Annotated in this window: 21 protein-coding genes; 13 read left to right on the top strand and 8 right to left on the bottom strand. The window is 30.4% G+C overall.

Annotated features, from left to right (window positions below; translation table 11 throughout):
- Nucleotides 1-143: 143 nt before the first annotated feature.
- The 3 genes from HZC47_06020 (at nt 144) to HZC47_06010 (ending at nt 2805) form a co-directional block, all read left to right on the top strand.
- Nucleotides 144-1031, top strand: coding sequence for an alpha/beta hydrolase (locus HZC47_06020; GenBank protein ID MBI5680429.1), 888 nt, complete (start codon nt 144-146; stop codon nt 1029-1031).
- A gap of 172 nt (nt 1032-1203) precedes the next feature.
- A complete protein-coding gene (locus tag HZC47_06015) occupies nt 1204-1770 on the top strand; it encodes a GrpB family protein (GenBank protein MBI5680428.1) in 567 nt (188 codons plus the stop codon).
- 213 nt (nt 1771-1983) lie between these two features.
- Nucleotides 1984-2805 (top strand): HEAT repeat domain-containing protein, encoded by an 822-nt coding sequence (locus HZC47_06010; GenBank protein ID MBI5680427.1) that lies wholly within the window; start codon nt 1984-1986, stop codon nt 2803-2805.
- A 13-nt stretch (nt 2806-2818) separates the two neighbouring features.
- Here the strand turns inward: HZC47_06010 and HZC47_06005 are convergent, their stop codons facing one another.
- The 4 genes from HZC47_06005 to HZC47_05990 are packed head-to-tail and all read right to left on the bottom strand — an operon-like array spanning nt 2819 to nt 5561.
- A complete protein-coding gene (locus tag HZC47_06005; protein MBI5680426.1) occupies nt 2819-3523 on the bottom strand; it encodes a class I SAM-dependent methyltransferase in 705 nt (234 codons plus the stop codon).
- Complete coding sequence (locus HZC47_06000; protein ID MBI5680425.1) at nt 3510-4166, bottom strand: MBL fold metallo-hydrolase; 657 nt, start codon at nt 4164-4166, stop codon at nt 3510-3512. Before HZC47_06000 ends, HZC47_06005 begins: the two co-directional genes overlap by 14 nt.
- Before the next feature lie 14 nt (nt 4167-4180).
- On the bottom strand, nt 4181-4987 hold the full coding sequence (locus tag HZC47_05995; protein MBI5680424.1) for a 4Fe-4S dicluster domain-containing protein: 807 nt from the start codon (nt 4985-4987) through the stop codon (nt 4181-4183).
- A gap of 4 nt (nt 4988-4991) precedes the next feature.
- Nucleotides 4992-5561: a PadR family transcriptional regulator gene (locus HZC47_05990; GenBank protein ID MBI5680423.1), complete on the bottom strand. Its 570-nt coding sequence runs from the start codon at nt 5559-5561 to the stop codon at nt 4992-4994.
- Nucleotides 5562-5708: 147 nt separating this feature from the next.
- Between HZC47_05990 and HZC47_05985 the strand changes: the two genes are divergently transcribed.
- Together HZC47_05985 and HZC47_05980 are read left to right on the top strand one after the other, a co-directional pair.
- Nucleotides 5709-6275 (top strand): cysteine hydrolase, encoded by a 567-nt coding sequence (locus HZC47_05985; GenBank protein MBI5680422.1) that lies wholly within the window; start codon nt 5709-5711, stop codon nt 6273-6275.
- Nucleotides 6276-6418: 143 nt separating this feature from the next.
- Nucleotides 6419-7270: an MBL fold metallo-hydrolase gene (locus HZC47_05980; protein ID MBI5680421.1), complete on the top strand. Its 852-nt coding sequence runs from the start codon at nt 6419-6421 to the stop codon at nt 7268-7270.
- An 11-nt stretch (nt 7271-7281) separates the two neighbouring features.
- On the opposite strand, the gene HZC47_05975 is transcribed toward HZC47_05980, so the two are convergent.
- Nucleotides 7282-7845: a GNAT family N-acetyltransferase gene (locus HZC47_05975; protein ID MBI5680420.1), complete on the bottom strand. Its 564-nt coding sequence runs from the start codon at nt 7843-7845 to the stop codon at nt 7282-7284.
- Between the two features lie 60 nt (nt 7846-7905).
- Complete coding sequence (locus HZC47_05970; GenBank protein ID MBI5680419.1) at nt 7906-8385, bottom strand: MarR family transcriptional regulator; 480 nt, start codon at nt 8383-8385, stop codon at nt 7906-7908.
- Nucleotides 8386-8557: 172 nt separating this feature from the next.
- Here HZC47_05970 and HZC47_05965 point away from each other — a divergent pair, with 172 nt between their 5' ends.
- Nucleotides 8558-9259 (top strand): PAS domain S-box protein, encoded by a 702-nt coding sequence (locus HZC47_05965; protein ID MBI5680418.1) that lies wholly within the window; start codon nt 8558-8560, stop codon nt 9257-9259.
- Between the two features lie 60 nt (nt 9260-9319).
- On the opposite strand, the gene guaA is transcribed toward HZC47_05965, so the two are convergent.
- Nucleotides 9320-10246: a glutamine-hydrolyzing GMP synthase subunit GuaA gene (guaA, locus tag HZC47_05960; protein MBI5680417.1), complete on the bottom strand. Its 927-nt coding sequence runs from the start codon at nt 10244-10246 to the stop codon at nt 9320-9322.
- A 176-nt stretch (nt 10247-10422) separates the two neighbouring features.
- Here guaA and HZC47_05955 point away from each other — a divergent pair, with 176 nt between their 5' ends.
- The 4 genes from HZC47_05955 to HZC47_05940 all read left to right on the top strand — a co-directional run bounded on the left by HZC47_05955 (nt 10423) and on the right by HZC47_05940 (nt 15888).
- On the top strand, nt 10423-11826 hold the full coding sequence (locus HZC47_05955) for a DUF2142 domain-containing protein (GenBank protein ID MBI5680416.1): 1404 nt from the start codon (nt 10423-10425) through the stop codon (nt 11824-11826).
- A 214-nt stretch (nt 11827-12040) separates the two neighbouring features.
- On the top strand, nt 12041-12472 hold the full coding sequence (locus tag HZC47_05950; protein MBI5680415.1) for a GtrA family protein: 432 nt from the start codon (nt 12041-12043) through the stop codon (nt 12470-12472).
- Nucleotides 12473-12577: 105 nt separating this feature from the next.
- A complete protein-coding gene (locus HZC47_05945; GenBank protein MBI5680414.1) occupies nt 12578-14185 on the top strand; it encodes an NAD(P)/FAD-dependent oxidoreductase in 1608 nt (535 codons plus the stop codon).
- A gap of 35 nt (nt 14186-14220) precedes the next feature.
- Complete coding sequence (locus HZC47_05940; protein MBI5680413.1) at nt 14221-15888, top strand: hypothetical protein; 1668 nt, start codon at nt 14221-14223, stop codon at nt 15886-15888.
- 26 nt (nt 15889-15914) lie between these two features.
- Here the strand turns inward: HZC47_05940 and HZC47_05935 are convergent, their stop codons facing one another.
- Entirely contained in the window at nt 15915-16484 is a 570-nt protein-coding gene (locus HZC47_05935) for a GMP synthase subunit A (protein MBI5680412.1), read from the bottom strand.
- A 380-nt stretch (nt 16485-16864) separates the two neighbouring features.
- Between HZC47_05935 and HZC47_05930 the strand changes: the two genes are divergently transcribed.
- From HZC47_05930 to HZC47_05920, 3 genes are all read left to right on the top strand, one after another.
- On the top strand, nt 16865-17323 hold the full coding sequence (locus tag HZC47_05930) for a DUF2124 domain-containing protein (protein ID MBI5680411.1): 459 nt from the start codon (nt 16865-16867) through the stop codon (nt 17321-17323).
- 10 nt (nt 17324-17333) lie between these two features.
- Nucleotides 17334-17951 (top strand): DUF447 family protein, encoded by a 618-nt coding sequence (locus HZC47_05925; GenBank protein MBI5680410.1) that lies wholly within the window; start codon nt 17334-17336, stop codon nt 17949-17951.
- A gap of 250 nt (nt 17952-18201) precedes the next feature.
- Nucleotides 18202-18776, top strand: a 575-nt coding sequence (locus HZC47_05920; protein ID MBI5680409.1) for a right-handed parallel beta-helix repeat-containing protein, incomplete at its 3' end; no start/stop codon positions are given.

The following is an 18776-nucleotide window of genomic DNA, read 5'->3' as shown; positions in this document are numbered from 1 at the left end:
TTTTTATATATCCTCATGCTTTAATAAAAAACTAATGAGAGCTCTTGAAAAGTAATTTTTTTAATCTTCATAATAATTTTATATTAGATTTAATAATAAACAAAAATAAAGCCAGCTTTAAAAAATAGAAAAAATGGGATGTTATGGATAATTTCACCAATGAAGAATTGCTTGAAATCATTAATAAAAAGATTTCATCAAGTCAAGGTAATATTTTTCAGCTTAGGAAAGATTTTGAGCAATTATATCTCCAATTCAGCTCAAATCATGCGCTTAAAGTGGAAGAAGAAAAAATAGGTGAGATAAATGGCTTTAAAATTTATGCTGAAAATGCTAGTGATGATCACATCATACTCTTTTTCCATGGCGGAGGATTTACAATAGGCTCCACTAAGGACCATCTTGATTTATGTGGCAAAATATCGAAAGCATCAGGCGCATGTGTTTTTAGTATTGATTACAGGCTTTCTCCAGAGTATAAATTCCCAGCAGCAGTGCAAGATTGCCTTAAATCCTATTTATGTCTTTTAAAGCAAGGAATTGATCCATCTAAAATTATTTTAGCGGGAATATCTTCAGGAGGAACCCTTGTTTTGTCTACACTTTTATCTTTGAAGGATAATGGAGTTAAACTCCCTGCAGGAGGAGTTTGCATGTCACCTGTAGTAGATATGTTGTTTCAAGGGCATTCTGTAGTTACAAATCGTGGAAAAGATTGGATAACTCCTCACAGACTTAATGTTTTGACAAAAATGTATTTAAAAAATCATAAAGCTCAAAATCCTTTTGTATCGCCAATTTATGCAGATTTACATGGATTACCCCCACTTATGATTCAAGTAGGTAGTCATGAATTGCTTTTAGATGATATTATTAAGTTTCACAAAAAAGCAAAAGATGCAGAAGTTGAAGTAACCTTTGAACTTTGGAAAGACATGTTCCACTGTTTTCAGATTTTTTCATCCCAAATTATAGAAGGTCAGCAAGCCATTGAAAATATAGGGAGTTATATTAAAAATGTTTTGCCATAGAACTTAAAAAATTTATCTTTAAAAGTATTTATATGAAAATTTTAGCTACGGTAATTCTATACATGAGGATATAACCCATCGACAGGTGAACGTTTGAATCATGATAAAACATGGCCTGGCGTTTAAAGGAACGAATCATGTAATGACTATTTTAGAAACATTGGGGCCTTAAATGAAAGTCAGACTTGAAGAATATGACCCTGAATGGAAATCACTTTTTGAAATTGAAAAAATAAAACTCTTTAAGGTTATAAATTCTAAAGAAATTAAAATTGAACATATTGGAAGTACATCTATCCCTGATATCTACTCAAAACCAGTGATTGACATAATGGTTGGTGTTAAAGAAGAAAAACAATTAGATAAATACATAACTAAAATAATATCCCTCGGATATACCTATATGCATAAATATGAAATTTATATGCCTTTTCGAAGATACTTTTTCAAGTTGAAGGATCCAGAAGTGCAATTACCAAAAATAATAGGATTTAATGACGAAGATATTGATAAAGGAAATCATGAAGACAAGTTCCATATTCATCTGGTTAAAATTAATTCTGATTTCTGGATAAACCAGCTTTTGTTTCGAGATTACCTTAGAAATAATCCTAAAATAAAAAAAGAATATGAAAATATAAAAAAATCCCTTGCAAAAAAGGAATGGGATAGTTTAAATGACTATGCTATGGCTAAATCAGAATTTATCACAAGAGTATTAGAAAAAGCAAAAAAATAAGGTTTAATCACTTTTTAAATCAATTAAATTCTATAGGTTAATTCAATCGTATCATACTACTTACTTTTAAAATTAATAATCTTTAAATATGGAGCAAAAATCGAATCAGAAATTATTCCAGTCCCATTCTTTATAATTATCAAAATTTTAAAGCATTTGAATGGAAAATTGTTGAAGTTGCTAATGATATGAAATAATGGGCGAATTATAATGATAACCCCTGATGACAAAAAGAAATTGAACAGAGAAAGAAGAGGACAAATTTTACCAGAAGAACTTGATGCATATGTTAAATTCCAAACAGAACATCTAATTGAAATGTTAAGTACAGATAATCCTCAAAAAAGAACAATTGCAGCAACTATATTGGGGAATAGAGGAGATGAAAACGCAATATTGCCTTTATGCACCTCTTTGAAAAAAGAAAAAGCACTTTATTCTCGCATAGCCATGTCAGAGACATTGTCTAAAATAGGTGAACCTGCTGTTCCTTATTTAATAAATTTACTTGGTGAAATTGGTAACAATCAGGAAAAAGAGCTTCCTAAAAAATATTTTAATAAGAAGAGTTTTCCCTTAGCTCGTGATATGGCAGCCAGGACATTGGTTAATATTGGAAACCCAGCCACTCCTTACCTAATAAAAACATTGGAAATTGAAAACAATTTCAAAGTTCAACAGGCTATTGACGCTTTGGGAGGGATTGCAGCTAAAACTGGAGATCAAAGAGCTTTAATTCCATTAATCAAGTTTATTGAAAAAATGAATGGCCAGGACCATCATAATCAAATCACTTATTGGAAGATTGTTCGAGCTTTAAGTGGGTTTAATAATTGTAAATGCGCAAGTGAAACATTAGTAAAAGTTTTAATGGATGATCAAACTCCTCCGATTATTTGGGAGGCCATAAGAAGTTTAGGGCAAATTGGAATTGTCTCTTCAAAGATAAATGAGTTACTCTCGAATTTTAAAAATAGTTCGCATCCTGAAATTAAAAAATCATGTGAAAATGCATTGATCAATCTTTCAGTATAACATATTATTATTGTCAATATTTTTTGTTTAATTCTCCGATATAATAAAATCCATTTGATTTATTACCATTCATCGTATCATAAACAGTTTTTTGGAATATTAATTCTTTAAAACCTTCAGTTATTTTTAAAATATGATTTTTGGTGTGATGCCTAAAAACAGCGCCTTCTGGAAGTTGAAAAACACCAAATATTCCATATTTATTTTTATAATCGTTGTAACGTTTAAGATTTCTTTTGTCTTGGTTTATTAAATAATCGTTGATGTATAAAATTCCATTGTCCTTTAGAACCCTTGAAATTTCAGAAATTAGATTTTCCTGCTCTTCATCTTTGTAACTTGAAGTCAAAACAGCGAGAAGAATTACAGCATCAAATTTATTATCTGGAAAAGGAATTAACTCACCATCAGTCTTTATTAGGTTTAAATCTGGATAAAGTCTTAATCCTCTGTTTATCATGCCCTGCGAATAATCAATTCCAGTTAAATTCTTAAATCCATGATTATATAGCTCATTTAAAGTCCTCCCATAACCACAGCCAACATCTAAAATCCTCGAAAATCGTCGATTTTCGGGACACCGAAAATTCATAGAATTTTCGAGTGTTTTCATTTCATTTGAAACGCATTTTTCGAACTCTTCTATTTGAAAAGGAGTTGGAAATTCTTTTTCTTCGGCTACATTGTCCCAGTATTTTTCCTGATCATGAATGCTCATTTTTACCTAAATCCTTGATAAATTCTTCCCATTGTTCATCTCTTCTTATAGGCTCTCCATGAGCAGTGCATATCCATTCAAAATCATAATCACTAATTTTTTTAATAGATTCCTTTAAAAGAGTCTCATCCCAGGTCGATGATGAACGCATAGTGCCTAACTTACCTTTAGAAGTTCTAACCAAATCTCCCACAAACAGAACATCTTTATAAAGCAGACATACGTGTCCAGGAGTATGGCCTGGGGTTGGTATGACATGAATAGCCCCTATTTTTTGGTTTTCACCATATACATTTATATTTTGAGGCTTTTTAACCTTCATAAAAAGTGATATTATCCTTTTAATCCCTGGACGATTTTTTTCACTATAGATGTAAGGAATATCTTCCTTTGGAGCCCATATTTCAGCCCCAGTTGCTTTTTCAAGCAAGGCAAGGTTCCCCACATGATCCACATCATGATGGGTAATCAAAATGTGTTTAAGTTCCTCTGGTCTAATATTCATGGACTTAATCTCTTTTAAAATATTTTTTCCTTGCCCTAGTCGTCCAGTGTCAATTAAAACTATTTCATCTCCTAAAATTAGATATGCATAGTTCCAGCTTGTTGAATCTAATTTGTACACATCTTCAGTAATTTTCAAAAGTTAATCCCCCTTTACCTCAAAATTATATCTTTCATTTTTATTGCCGGATTATGATAGCGCCTGTTTAAATCCTCTCTTTCAATGTGGATTGCTTCTTTAGGGCACCACTGGACACATGCCTGGCAGAATTCACATTTTTGATTCCAATGAATTTTATCATTTATTATCTCAATATTGTTGCTTGGACAAATTTTCTGACAGTTTAAACACAGATTACATTTTTCGTCAGCCCAGAATTTGCCCATTGTATTAATTCTGCTCATGCCTCCTTTATAAATCAAGTTTCCATATTTATTAAGAAGTTTTGAGCTTGTTTCTGGTTTGTGTTCCTTTTTATTTTTTATCATGTCAACAATTTCTTCCAATCTTTCAATTCCAGATTTTGAAATTCTCTCATTTCTTTCAATTAATCTGGCTATTTTGATGAAAATAATGTCACTCTGGATTGTATTGGGGGCTTCTTTCACTGCAAACCCTGCATGGAGATCAGAACCCTTACCCTGGAGTAATTTTTGCAATTGAACCAGAGTTTCGCCAGGCTGACCAGCACAAGTAGCTACAGCAAAAACATACTGATCTTTCATTATATTTAACTTATCAACAAAATTAACGACCATATTAGGCATTCCCCACATATATACTGGAAAAATCAGACCAATAGAAGGAGTATCTGCCATGATTTTCCCGTTTATAACTGCAGGGATTGATATTAGTTCTGTTTCACCTATTTCATTGGCAATATCTCTGGCAACAGCCAGTGAGTTACCAGTCCCTGTAAAATAATATATTGTTGAGGAATATTTTGATTTAGTAGTCATAATATCATGAATCCATTTTTTGCTCTTTTAATTCTTTAATACATTCTTCTGCCCATTTTATAACTGTTTCCAAGGTCATTTTACCCCTTTTAATTGTGAAATGCCAAAACAATTCTTCTTTTTTTGCAGATTCTACTTGAAATCCGCTGCTGCAAACATCGAATTTTTTTTCTAATTCATTTAAAGTCTCTAAATATGCACGTTTTTGTAAAATAAAACGTTCCAATTCATTTATAACATCTTCTTTTTCTAATCTTGAAGCAAAAAAGATGCGGAGCATAAATTCATCCCTTTTTGGAAATGACAATTTTTCTGGAAAATCACTTAGCCACTCTTGAAATGCGTTTTTTCCTTCTTCCGTTATGTTGTATATCCTTTTATCTGGTCTATTTTCCTGTTTTTGAATATTTGAAGATAAATATCCTTTTTTTTCAAGAACAGCTAGTTCTCTGTAAATCTGGCTTAAACTAGCAGCCCATACTTGAGATATGGATTTATCAAATATTTTCTTTAAACTGTAACCTGTCATGGGGCCATAAGTTAAAATGCCTAACATTGCATATGATAGTGACATCTAATTTCCTCCCTGAAACATAGGCATAATATATAATATGTTATATATAACTTATTGCATAATATAGTATATGTTATATATAAAAGAAACTTTACAATTTAAAAAAAATAAATTAATAAACAAATATAATCATCAGGTAGGAGCATTATGAAAAGAGCTTTATTAATAATTGATGTTCAAAACGAATATTTTAATGGTAAATTACCAATAAGCTATCCACAAGATAGTTTTAAAAATATTCTTAAAGCAATGTATTCAGCTAATGAAAATGGAATTCCAGTGATTCTTGTTCAACATGCAAACACTGGAAAAGATGTTCTTACTTTTAAAAATGGAACATATGAACATGAAATTCATGAAGAAATTTTAAAAAGAGATTATGATGAAATAATTGAAAAAAATCTACCTGGAAGTTTCACAGGAACCGAATTGGAGTCATGGCTTAAAGAAAATGAAATAGAAACAGTTACAGTTTGTGGTTACATGACACAGATGTGCTGCGATACAACCGCACGCCAAGCAATGCACATGGGCTATAATGTTGAATTTTTAAGTGATGCAACTGGTACACTGGATATATCAAACTACGCTGGAGAAATAAAGGCAAAAGAACTTCATAAAGCAGTTTTAATTACTCAAGCTATGAGATTCAGTAAAGTTATGAAAACATATGAATGGATTGAGAACCTCAAACACAAGTGTTTGGGGCCCTAAAATAAATGATTTTAGGGCATCGAAAATCGTAGATTTTCGAATGCTCTGATTTTTGAGTGAAAGAATAAATATGGTGATTTATAAAAGGATTATTTCTTCTAAATATCATTAATTAGTAAAAATATGTCATTGGAGTTAAAATTATGGAAATTACAAAACATGTTCATGCAATAAAGATTCCTTTTCAAGTAAAAACAGATGCAGGGATACTTGAAAGATTTGTTTATTCATATCTAATAAATGGAAATGAAATATGCCTAATTGATAGTGGAGTTTCCTCTTCAAAAGAAATAATTTTTAATTATATGGATAAAATTGGATTGCGCCCTGATGATATCTCTTTAATGATTTTAACACATTCACATCCAGATCATATTGGATCAGCGAAATCTATACAGGAAAAATCAAATTGTGAAATTGCAGCTCATCAAGGTGAAATCCCATGGATCGAAGATGTAGAATTACAGGAAAAAGAGCGTCCAGTACCTAATTTTCATTCACTTGTTGAAGGATCAGTTAATGTTAATATGAATCTTGCAGATGGAGATTTAATAGATTTAGGTGGCGATATAACATTAAAAGTAATTCATACGCCTGGCCATTCTAAAGGTTCAATTTCTATTTTTATTGAAGAAGAATGTGTTTTATTTACAGGAGATGCAGTTCCGATTAAAGGCGATCTACCAATTTACGACGATTTCAACGAATCGATCCGATCTGTGGATAAATTAAAAAGAATAGAGGGAATAAATGTATTATTAGCTTCTTGGGATGATCCCCAAGAAGGTATTCATGCATACGATAGCATGGATGAAGGTTTAGATTATCTTCAAAATATTAATGAATCAGTTTATAAAATAAACAGCAATAATGATGGTTTAAATGAAATTGAACTTTGTATGAAAGTTTTAGAAGATTTAGGGTTACCTGCTGTAGCTGCAAATCCCATAGTTGCTAAATCATTCCAGTCAAATTTAAATGTTTTGGAAAAATAGGTTAAATCTGTTTAAATCTCTTTAACCATAACTATTCTTTTTTGATTGTTATTAAATCCATTTTTAATGTAAAATTCCTCAGCAGGTATCCCCTTATTTGTTAAAAGGACTAATCGGGTGTAATTTTCAGTTTTAAGGTTATTTTTTACATAATCCAATAGCTGAGTTCCAATTCCATTTCCCTGTACTTCATTTTGCACATAAAATTCATCAATGAAGAATTCTTTCCCCATCCACCATGATCTTCTATGCCCAAAACAAACAGCCGCTATTTCTTGACCTTCGCAGGCAACAAAACCTTCAAAAACAGGATTTTTAATTAATTCCATTAGATATTTCCGGGATTGATCCAGAGACGTCCATTCATCATACCATGGATATGCTGAAAAAACGTTTTTGAATAGTTCTGCGCATTTATCAGTGTCTCTTAAGGTGAATTTTCTTATTTTTAATTCATTAGTATCATTATGCAAATTTAAGTCATTTATACCCAATATATGGGAATGAAACTTATTTAGATGGGGTGAAAATGAACTATAAGTAAAATGTGCTTTAACTGAAGATTTTAAAGACATAATTATCATAACCTCAAATATTTTTACCATAGTTTAGCTACTAAACTATAGTGTAAAATATTAAAACTCATTATTTAAAAAGATATCGATAAAATCTTCAATTTTACTTAACATTTGAAGAAAAGAGTCAACTTGTTCCGGCGTGAAATTTTCTAAATAATCTATAAATTCCAATTCCACCTTATTATGTAATTTATTCTGAATTTCAAATACCATTTGCCCTTTTTCAGTTAAAGATAAGATTATTTCCTTTCCACTCTCTTTATTTCTTTTTTTATTGATAAATCCATCATTATGAAGCTTATTTACTACTTGTGAAACAGCCCCTTTAGTAATTTGAAATTTTTTACTTATTTCAGTGACATTTTTGCCCCTATTATTTCCAATAGCCTCTATAAGATGAATTTGAGAAGGGTAAAGTTTTTCTCCATTACCCACATCTATACAGCTCTTTTCCAATTCATTAAACTTCTTAGAAATCCTAACAAGGCTAATAAATATTCTAAAAAGAGTTTCATGAGAATTTTCATCATTTTTCATTTAATTCCCTTAATCCGTGATTTAAATACTATTTTTTTATTAATAAAACAATTTGATCATCAAATGAATTTATTCATATCATAGCTTAAATTAGTTTTTCACTCTGTTTAAATTAGACTTGGAAAAATTAAAATAAACATTTTTATATAATGTAATAACTATCTAATAATTAATGAGCACAAATAAAGAAAAAATATATCCAAAAAAGCCTCAAAATAACGAAGAATATAAAAATATCGGCATTAAACAGTTTTCATCTCATGAAAAGGATAAATTGATCGAAATACTTAAATCAGAGCATGAAAATTTAATATTAGAAAATAAAAAGCTTAAAAACGAGCTAAATACTCTAAAAAATGCAGGAGGCCCTCTCCTAAAAAATTTAGAGAAATATAGAAATATAATTGAATACGCTTATTCTGGAGTCTTATCTATAGATTCAAAAGGTACAATACACTATGTTAACCACCAGATGATAGCTATGTTAGGCTATAAAACAAAAGAAGTAATTAACCATAATTTATCAGAATTTGTAAGTGAAAAATCACGAAAAAAATTATATAAACACTTAAAAAGACGTGAAAAAGGAATTAAAGAAGTATATGAATTAAAACTTACACATAAAAACGGTTCTGACATATGGGTGCTCATATCTGCAAATCCCTTATTAAACCATAAAAAGCAATATATAGGGTCTGTTGCAATTATTACTGATATAAATGCACGTAAAGGGGCTGAAAAAGCGTTAATGAACGCAGTTGTTGAAAAAGAACATGATATAAAACTGATACTTCTAAACATGTTCGATGCAATACACAAAATTAAAGAACGTGATCAGGCCAAAAACTTGACAAGCCCCTCAAAATGGGCTTAAACCGCCATTTTAAATATATTCCTACATCAAAAAAAAAAAATAGTAGTGAATACTCTTTTTTTATGCAAATTCAATTGTGCTTGGAGGTTTATCACTAACTGAAAGCGAAACATGAGTTACTTCTGGAATTTCAGCTGTAATTCGTGCTGAAATTGTTCTTATCATTTCCCATGGAAGTTCAGGAACATTAGCTGTCATAGCATCCCATGATTCAACCATTCTAAGCACAACAAGGTATCCATAGTCCCTTATATCCCCTTTAACCCCTGTAACCTTAGTATCAGTTAAGACTGCAAAATACTGCCATAATGTAGCGTCAAGCCCCTCTTTTTTAACTTCTTCTTCAACAATAGCATTTGCTTTTCTGCAGATTTCTATCTTTTCTTCACTCAATTTACCTACAACACGTACAGCGAGCCCTGGCCCTGGAAACGGTTGCCTATTAACCATTTCATCTGGAAGGCCCAATTCACTTCCAATAATTCTCACTTCATCCTTATAAAGTTCTCTTATTGGCTCTACCAGTTCTAAAACCAATCCATGAGGTAAAGCAACATTGTGATGAGATTTAATTTTACCTTCACTTTCAATCCAATCCGGAGCTATGGTGCCTTGAACTAAAAATTTAGCCCCTTCTTTTTCTGCTTCTCTTTCAAAAACTCGTATAAACACTTCGCCTATTATTTTACGTTTATCTTCAGGGTCTTCTACTCCTTCAAGCTTTTTTAAAAATTCTTCTTTTGCATCGATGCAATGAAAATTAAGTCTAGATTCAAAGGTTCTCTGTACGTATTCTGCTTCTCCCTGGCGTAAAAGTCCATGATCAACAAATACTGCAGCAAGATTATCTCCAATTGCTTCTGAAACCAATACAGATGCAACTGAACTGTCAACACCACCAGAAAGAGCAATTATTGCCTTTTCATCCCCTATTTCTTTTTTAATTTTTTCAATTGACTCCTTTATAAAATCAGATGGATCAAGCATATTTTCACCTTAATTAGATTGTTAAAATATAATTATTAATAATAAAATGTTTTTATTTTAAAAATATCATTATTGATGTTTATAATCTTTTAGTATTTCTATTTTAAATAAATGAAATAACTTTCAACTTCTCAAAACATCAGTTTTTATATAAGTAAAAAATAAATGTAAAATCTATGTCAATGATGGGTAAATTCAGAGATATCAAACCCCAAACTGCATTTCTTATAATTGCATTAATATATGGACTTGGTTTTCTCGTTGCAACACCTGCTTTTCAGGTTCCAGATGAATATGAACATTTTTACAGGGCTTTATACGTAAGCGAAGGACATGTACTTCCTGAAAAATTAGGAGATAAATCTGGTGTTTACGTTCCTGAAAGTGTGCAGATTACCTCCCAAAAAGTAGCAAACGAATGGAATTCCTTTATTCTGGATCGAGACGACAAATTTAACATAACATCTCTTCTTTATATCCCATTTAATAGCAAAGATAGAGTTTTTGAGGATATTTCAAGAATTGCAGTTATCACCTATCCTCCAATTCCATATTTAATCTCTGCATTTGCCATAACTCTTGGAAAATTGTTTAATTTATCCCCATTAATCTTGATGTATCTTGGAAGGCTGGCTAATTTACTTGTATGGATTTTTCTTACTTATCTTGCAATTAGAATCACTCCTGTTCAAAAATGGGTCTTTTTCATGGTAGCATTAATCCCCATGACACTTTATGAGGCTGCATCACTTTCAGCAGACAGTTTTATACTGGGATTATCCTTTTTAATTGTTGCAATCTTCTTTAAATATGCATTTGAAGAAAATAAAAAGAAAATAAATATAAAAGACATTTATATTCTATTTATACTTCTTTTGCTCCTGGCATTATCTAAACAAATATATTTTGTTTTATTGCTCTTGATATTCCTTATTCCTTCAGAAAAGTTCGGGAGTAGAAAAAAAATGTTTTTAATGGCAGGATTTCTATTTCTATCTATAGTTATAATAAGTGGTGCCTGGAATCTCCTTGTTAAAAATCTTTATGTTCCAATTGTGCCCCAGGTTTCCATATCTGGCCAAATAGCTTATATTTTAGGAGATCCATTGAGATTTCCCTACATACTTGTAAAAACATTCTTTTACAGGGGTCTCTCTTATCAATTATTATTTGTAGGTAATTTCTGGCTTGATATTCCATTACCTCTATGGTGGTTAGGATTTTATGCACTTACAATAATTCCTGTAGCATTGTTAGATAAAAGCAAGGTGATTGTAACACAAAAACAGAAATTAATTTCATTAGCAACAGCCATTATAATTTTCCTCCTTGTATGTGCATTTGTATATATTTCATGGACTGTAGTTGGGCAAACTATAATAGATGGTATTCAAGGAAGGTATTTCATCCCTATATTCCCTTTACTGTTTCTAATGTTATTTAAAATAAGAAATTTTGATGATATTGATAATAAAGTTTTAAATGCTGTTCGTGAAAACCTAAATCTGATAATAATAACTTATGCAGTAATTTTCCTGCTTATTACGCTTTTAATATTTATAATAAGCTATTTTACTTAACTAAAGCCTTAAAAAATTGATTTTTTCAATAGTTTAAATCATATTACAGATTTCTAATTGTTTATGTCCAAAAAGCTATTTTTAAAGTAGCTCCCATGAATTATATATTTATATATTAACAGATAACAAATCTATAAATTGATTTAATTTCAATCTGGTAATGTTTGAAACAGTTACTTGTTTTATTATTACATATTCATAAGGTGATTATTACATGAATGATACAAAAGAAAGTACAATTGATAAATTGATAAAAAATCAAACTGATAACACTCATATCCAATTTTTCCGCTACATATTTGTAGGCGGAATTGCATTTATAGTAGATTTTGGCTCATTATTTATATTAACCCAGTACTTTGGTATTTATTATCTCTTCTCTGCTGCTATAGCGTTTATTTTAGGATTAATAGCAAATTATGCCCTGAGTATCAAATGGGTTTTCAATAAACGTACCCTTAATAATATCTGGTCTGAATTTACAATTTTTACAGTTATTGGAGTAATAGGACTTGGCCTAACTGTACTGTTTATGTGGTTTTTTACAGAATATATAACTCTTTATTATCTGTTTTCTAAAATTATTACGGCAAGTTTAGTCTTATTCTGGAATTTCTCTGCAAGAAAAATTACATTGTTTAGATAAAATTATGAAATTAGGAGAATTCAGCTACACAATATTTTAATTTGACATCATTTTGCTGGTGATAAATCATTAGTTCAATGACAACAATTAGGTGGGATTATCAATATGAACCAAAAAACAGCGATTATAATCGGTGCGGGACCTGCAGGATTAACTGCAGCCTACGAATTACTGGATAAAACTGATATTAAACCAATTATCTATGAAATGACCGAAGACATTGGAGGAATTTCAAAAACTGTTAGATACAAAGGTAACAGGATAGATATTGGTGGTCACAGGTTTTTTTCAAAAAATGACAGAGTTATGGAATGGTGGCAAAATATAATGCCATTACAGGGCGCTCCAGCAAAAGACGATGCCCAAATTGGAAGAGCCATTCCTATCTCTAAAGAATGTGTAAAAAGAGAAATAGGAACTTCTGAAACTATTAAAGTTGCTGCCCCTGATCCTGAAAAAGAGGATAAGGTAATGTTAAACCGTGGACGTCTTTCCAGGATTTTTTTCCTCAGAAACTTCTTTGATTACCCTATTTCACTTAATTTAAACACTTTTTCTAATCTTGGATTAATTAGAACCCTTAAAATTGGTTTAAGTTATATTAAAATTTCATTATCTCCAATTAAAGAAGAAAAATCTCTTGAAGACTTTTTTATAAACAGATTTGGAAGAGAACTTTATTTAACCTTCTTTAAGGATTACACAGAGAAAGTATGGGGAATAAATTGCGATGAAATTAACCCAGATTGGGGTGCTCAAAGAATAAAAGGATTATCCATAACAAAAGCCATTGTTCACGCAGTAAAAAGCAAATTTTCAAGGGATTCCTCAATAGAACAGAAAAAAGTGGAAACAAGCTTGATTGAACAATTTATGTACCCTAAATTTGGACCCGGGCAGATGTGGGAAGAAGTTGCAAGAATAATTAGAGAAAATGGTGGTGAAATACACCATAATCGCCATGTTATTGGAATTGAACATGAAGATAACGAAATAACTGGAATAAAAATAAAAGACGTCCAAACTGGTGAAATAAAGACTGAAAAAGGAGATTATTACTTCTCAACAATGCCAGTTAAAGATTTAATCCAGTCTATGGAAGCACCATCGAATATTAAAAATATTGCCTCTGGTTTAATGTACCGTGACTTTATTACTGTTGGTTTACTTTTAAATGAACTTAAAATTAAAAATACGACTAAACAAAAGACCATGAACAATATTGTTCCTGATAACTGGATCTACATACAGGAACGTGACGTAAAACTAGGTAGACTTCAAATATTTAATAATTGGAGCCCATATTTATTAGAAGACGATAGTAAATCATGGATTGGGCTTGAATATTTCTGTAATGAAGGAGATGAATTATGGAAAATGGCAGATGATGATTTCACCAAATTTGCAATAGATGAACTAGCAAAAATAGATATAATCAATAAAGAAAATGTACTGGACAGTGTGGTTATCAGAGTTCCTAAGACTTATCCTGCCTATTTTGGAGCTTATGAACAATTCAATGACGTTAGAGAATTTACTGACAAGTTTGAAAATCTGTTTTTAATTGGAAGGAATGGAATGCATCGTTACAACAATATGGACCATTCTATGCTTACTGCAATGACTGCAGTTGAAAATATTATGAATAATGTAAATTCAAAGGATAATCTTTGGAGTATTAACGCTGAAGAAGAATACCATGAAGAAAAATAGTTAATAATAAATACATTTAAATTTTAAGTAAGTTTATGGGATTTAATTATAAATCAAACTTATTTAAATCATTTTTATGTGTTCTCCTTCTTCTAGCTATTACCACCACTGTTTTTGAATACACTATAAAAATAAGAGAACCTTATTTTGGGGACGTTTCCTACAACTCAAATGAATGGCTCACAAGCAGCACAGTAAAATTCACTAAAAACTGGTATAGGGAAAATCCAGTTAGTTTAAAGTTTGCAATGCTTGAAAATCCCCGTTCTATTGAATTCCCCACATTAGAAAGCAGAGATCCCTACACTTCTTATCCTCCAGGCACAATTATACCAATATATATAATTAGTAAAATAAATCAAGAAGAACCGTCACATGCACTGGTTATGAAATATAATAGAACTAACCATTTCTTTATTGCTTTTATTCTGGCCCTTATTATCTTTTTCTTTTTATTACAGCTTAGGATTGGCCATTTAAACGCGTTTCTATTTTCTATAATTCCCATAATGATTGAACTTTTACTGCCTGGAACTTTATACTGGCATCAAAATGAATTTTTCTCTGATCAAGCCATTATTCTTCCCTTTGTCCTTTTTATATTTTTAGAAGTGATAAGATCCAGTGTTGAAAAAGATAGTAGATCATTAACCATTATAACTATATTTCAGGCGTTTTTAACGTTTTATGGAGTATTAACAGATTGGTTCTTTGTTTTTGTTGTTTTTGTTGTTTATATAAAACGTTTAATTGCATCCCAGATAAAATGGAACAATGGCAAATTAAATTTTATTATTGAAAGCTTAAAATACTGGTTAATGCCTATAATCGCTGTTTTTCTTTTTATATTACAAGTTTACATGCTTAATTCTGTAAATAAAACTATATCAAAATTTTTAGAACGAAGTGGAGAATATACTGGCACTTCAACTGGTTCATGGCCATTTATGGATGTTATTTTAAAAAATATTAATTATGCATATGGAAATTCAGTGGAATATGCATTTATCATTAGCATATTTGTTTTATCAGGAATTTTAATATTTTTAGTCTTTATTTATTTAAAGGGGGAAAAAGTAGATGACGATGTTAAAAAGATTCTTTATTTAATTGGGATGTTAATAATTCCCTGTATCTTACAAATATTTGTTTTTAAAAATCATTCCGCTCTTCATCAATTTTCCATACTTAAATTATCTCCTTTCATTGCCACAGTGCCATTTATTCTTTTACCAATATTAATATATTTTATTTTAAAGAATATATGTACAATAACAGACCAGACAGCTAAAAAGGTTAAGATTATTTTCTTATTTATCTTTTTAGTTAGTTCATCTGTTTCTGGAGTCTTAATTGCCCAGGAACATTCCCAATATAAAAATGTTTTTCAGCAGGTAGATGGTTACTGTAAAGATATTGGCACGTCAATAGAAAGAAATACTGGTTATAATGACATAGTTTTCTCTCCAGATTTGCAAATACCTGAAAATCCTCCAGAATTACTTTCATATTCTACAAAAAGAGTTTATAAAGCAAATTCTTTAGAAGAAATAAAATCAAAATTACCTGTAACCAATGAAAAATACGAAATTGTAATTTTATTTGAAAATAAAACAGGATGGAATGAAATAATTGATAAATCTATGTTGATTAAAGATGGAAATCATTATTATTACGTTTTAGACCTTAAATATCTAAAATAATGAATTAATTCTATTTCAAATTGAGGTTATTTTTTTGAATAATTTTTACAAGCTTCATAAAAGTTTTCAAATAATTTAGGGCCGTTTTCAGTGTGATAAACCTCCGGATGGAACTGTATTCCATATAATGGATTGGTTTCATGTTTCATGGCTTCAATTTCACATATGGGAGAACTTGCAAGTAATTTAAAATCTTGAGGTAAACTTATAACTTCATCTTTGTGTGATGCCCACACCTTCATTTTATCTCCAAAGCCTTTGAAAATGTCATTTTCTTCTTTTATGTCTATTTCTATTTTTGCATAGCTTTCTATTCCTGCAGCTCCTATTTCGCCGCCATAAGCTTCTGCAATGATTTGATGACCAAGACATATTCCTAAAATTGGATAATCCAATTCTTTCACATATTTAAAGCAATTTCCTGTTCTTTCTATTGATGGACCGCCTCCAAGTATAATTCCTGCAGGTTCTTTTTCTTCTATTTTTGTAATTGCAGTGGAATTAGGAATTATCTCTGAAGGAATTTTTAAATAGTGCAATGTCCTGTGAATTCTATGATTATATTGTCCATGATTGTTTACAACCAGTATTTTCATGTTATATCCTCAAACTCATATTTTTTTAGTAAACTACGTTATTACGATTAGAAATATATAAATATATTAAACTCTAACTTAATTGTATGGATATTAAAGACATAGTATATATAATAATAGCTATTATACTCGCAGTGATTGCATTCAATTTGTTCATTTGGCTGCTGCCAGTAATCATCGTGCTCATTATTGCTTACGTTATATATATTTTCCTAAGAGGTAGCGACCGATACGGATGATTTAACATGTATCTCCCTTTTTCAGTATGAATAATGTAGAAAGCATTATTTAAATGACCTATTAATTAATTTTTTTATTTTGAAATTAGTAATGTAATTAAATTTATAATAATTTAAACAATAACTTAAACTGGTGAGATTATGGAAAATGTTAGTAAATTTAAAGGTTTAAATGGGAATATCGTTGCATTCAAAGAAGAGGTAAAAAATGCCGAAAAAATAACATTTGTAGGAATGCCTGGTGTTTGTACGCCCTTTGCTGAGCTTTTCGCTTATGCTGTACGAGATAAAGAATCTGTTTTCATTACGGGATTAGATATTACAAGTGCAAAGAAAATAGAACTCACACCACATGGAATGCAACTTTCAGAAGATGCTGATCCTCAAGCAGATGTTGTAGCTCTTCTCGGAGGTCTTTCAATGCCTAAATCAAACCTTAAAGTAGAAGATGTTAATGATCTTATCGCTAAAATTCTAAAAAAAGAAGGTAAAGTGATCGGTTTAAGTTATATGGAAATGTTTAAAGCAGCTGGATGGGATAAAGAAATTAATTTTGATTGCATAATAAACGGGACTTTAACCGGTTATGTTGCAAAATAAAGGCGATTATATGCATGATCTCACATCTATTGGAATGAAAAAAGGATTACTTTATGAAACAGTGCTAAGTACTGAAAATCCTGATAAAACTCCCAATGCTGCACCTATTGGTGTTATTTGTAAAGATAAAAACGAAATTGTGTTATATCTTTATGAGGGAACCCAAACTGTAGAAAACATTAAGTCAAATAAGATATTTACTGTAAATATCTTAAAAGACCCCCTTATTTTTGTAGAATGTACTATTGGAGACCTATCTTCTGATAAATTCAAACTCCATGAGAATGGTTTCTATATTGAAAATACTGATGCTTTCTTTAATGCTGAAGTAAAAGACATTAAAGAAGTTCAAAAAGAAGATAAAATTGGTAAATCCAAGCTCAATATAATAACAGCCCAAGTAACTGAAATTATAACTAAAAATGAATGTGTAAAACCCTTAAACAGGGCTATTTTTGCTATTATTGAATCTTTAGTTTATTTAACCCGAATAGATAAGGTTAATGAAGACACTTCTAAATTATATTTAAATAGGATCAATGAAATGTCGCGGCTTGTAAACCGTGTTGGCGGATTAAATGATAAAGAAGCCATGAAAAAGATTTTAAAACATGTTCAAGAGAAGTAATCGCGAATTTAATATTTTATATTCCTTGAATTTATTTCATCTTTATTTTGTTGACATTATATAATAAATCATCTTTTTTGTTTCTTTTAATGCCCATTACCCTATTATTATTTATAATTTGTTAAAACGAAATTCAGATCAGCTCATTTTTGTAATGTTATATAAAGTCATTACCGTTAAGTATTTATTGTGTAATGTTAGTATTTATGATTATAATATGAATGTTTAGTAATGGGATGGTTTGGTGGGTATGAAGCGTTTTTTAGTGTTTATAAAAGGTTTTTTGTTTTTTGTGTTGGTGTTTTCTTTTTGTAGTGGTGTGGTTTTTGCTGATGTTCATTATGTTAATCCTGGTAATTATAAGTCTGTTTTGGGTGTTGCGGGTTATAGTGATACTATTATTTTTAGGGATGGTGTTTATAGTGTGGATGAACCTATTGAGGTTTTAGAGTCGTGGAAATTGTTTGCAGCTAATCCTGGTGGTGCAGTTTTAAGGGCTACACGTAGTATTCATACTTTGGTTGATGTGTGGAGTAGTGATGTGGTTGTTTCTGGTTTGGTTTTGGATGGTAATGGTCTTTCTAATTATGGTATTCATGGTAATTATGAGGGTCATTATGCAATTAATGGTAATTTCAATGGTAATACTATTATTAATAATAAACGGTTTGGTGTTCTTTTAACCAACACCAACTCCGTTTTCTCCAATAATTATGTGGCAAATAATGGTGAAATAGGAATAGGTTTATTGGATAGTCCTACATCTACTTTAAGTGGTAATCAGGTGGTTGGTTCTGGTTATACGGGTATTTATCTTTATAATTC

The organism is Methanobacterium sp., from assembly GCA_016222945.1.
GTDB lineage: Archaea > Methanobacteriota > Methanobacteria > Methanobacteriales > Methanobacteriaceae > Methanobacterium_D.
The sequence above is the reverse complement of the archived record's forward strand: the minus strand, read 5'-3'. Positions and strand labels throughout refer to the sequence as shown.

What these genes read in the sequence shown, in the direction of transcription:
- HZC47_05925 (MBI5680410.1), top strand. Translation starts at nt 17,334, where the DNA reads ATGCATGATCTCACATCTATTGGAATGAAAAAAGGATTACTTTATGAA.
- HZC47_06020 (MBI5680429.1), top strand. Translation starts at nt 144, where the DNA reads ATGGATAATTTCACCAATGAAGAATTGCTTGAAATCATTAATAAAAAG.
- HZC47_05930 (MBI5680411.1), top strand. Translation starts at nt 16,865, where the DNA reads ATGGAAAATGTTAGTAAATTTAAAGGTTTAAATGGGAATATCGTTGCA.
- HZC47_05985 (MBI5680422.1), top strand. Translation starts at nt 5,709, where the DNA reads ATGAAAAGAGCTTTATTAATAATTGATGTTCAAAACGAATATTTTAAT.
- HZC47_05970 (MBI5680419.1), bottom strand. Translation starts at nt 8,385, where the DNA reads ATGAAAAATGATGAAAATTCTCATGAAACTCTTTTTAGAATATTTATT.
- HZC47_05950 (MBI5680415.1), top strand. Translation starts at nt 12,041, where the DNA reads ATGAATGATACAAAAGAAAGTACAATTGATAAATTGATAAAAAATCAA.
- HZC47_05965 (MBI5680418.1), top strand. Translation starts at nt 8,558, where the DNA reads ATGAGCACAAATAAAGAAAAAATATATCCAAAAAAGCCTCAAAATAAC.
- guaA (MBI5680417.1), bottom strand. Translation starts at nt 10,246, where the DNA reads ATGCTTGATCCATCTGATTTTATAAAGGAGTCAATTGAAAAAATTAAA.
- HZC47_05975 (MBI5680420.1), bottom strand. Translation starts at nt 7,845, where the DNA reads ATGTCTTTAAAATCTTCAGTTAAAGCACATTTTACTTATAGTTCATTT.
- HZC47_05990 (MBI5680423.1), bottom strand. Translation starts at nt 5,561, where the DNA reads ATGTCACTATCATATGCAATGTTAGGCATTTTAACTTATGGCCCCATG.
- HZC47_05945 (MBI5680414.1), top strand. Translation starts at nt 12,578, where the DNA reads ATGAACCAAAAAACAGCGATTATAATCGGTGCGGGACCTGCAGGATTA.
- HZC47_06015 (MBI5680428.1), top strand. Translation starts at nt 1,204, where the DNA reads ATGAAAGTCAGACTTGAAGAATATGACCCTGAATGGAAATCACTTTTT.
- HZC47_05940 (MBI5680413.1), top strand. Translation starts at nt 14,221, where the DNA reads ATGGGATTTAATTATAAATCAAACTTATTTAAATCATTTTTATGTGTT.
- HZC47_05935 (MBI5680412.1), bottom strand. Translation starts at nt 16,484, where the DNA reads ATGAAAATACTGGTTGTAAACAATCATGGACAATATAATCATAGAATT.
- HZC47_05995 (MBI5680424.1), bottom strand. Translation starts at nt 4,987, where the DNA reads ATGACTACTAAATCAAAATATTCCTCAACAATATATTATTTTACAGGG.
- HZC47_05980 (MBI5680421.1), top strand. Translation starts at nt 6,419, where the DNA reads ATGGAAATTACAAAACATGTTCATGCAATAAAGATTCCTTTTCAAGTA.
- HZC47_05955 (MBI5680416.1), top strand. Translation starts at nt 10,423, where the DNA reads ATGTCAATGATGGGTAAATTCAGAGATATCAAACCCCAAACTGCATTT.
- HZC47_06005 (MBI5680426.1), bottom strand. Translation starts at nt 3,523, where the DNA reads ATGAGCATTCATGATCAGGAAAAATACTGGGACAATGTAGCCGAAGAA.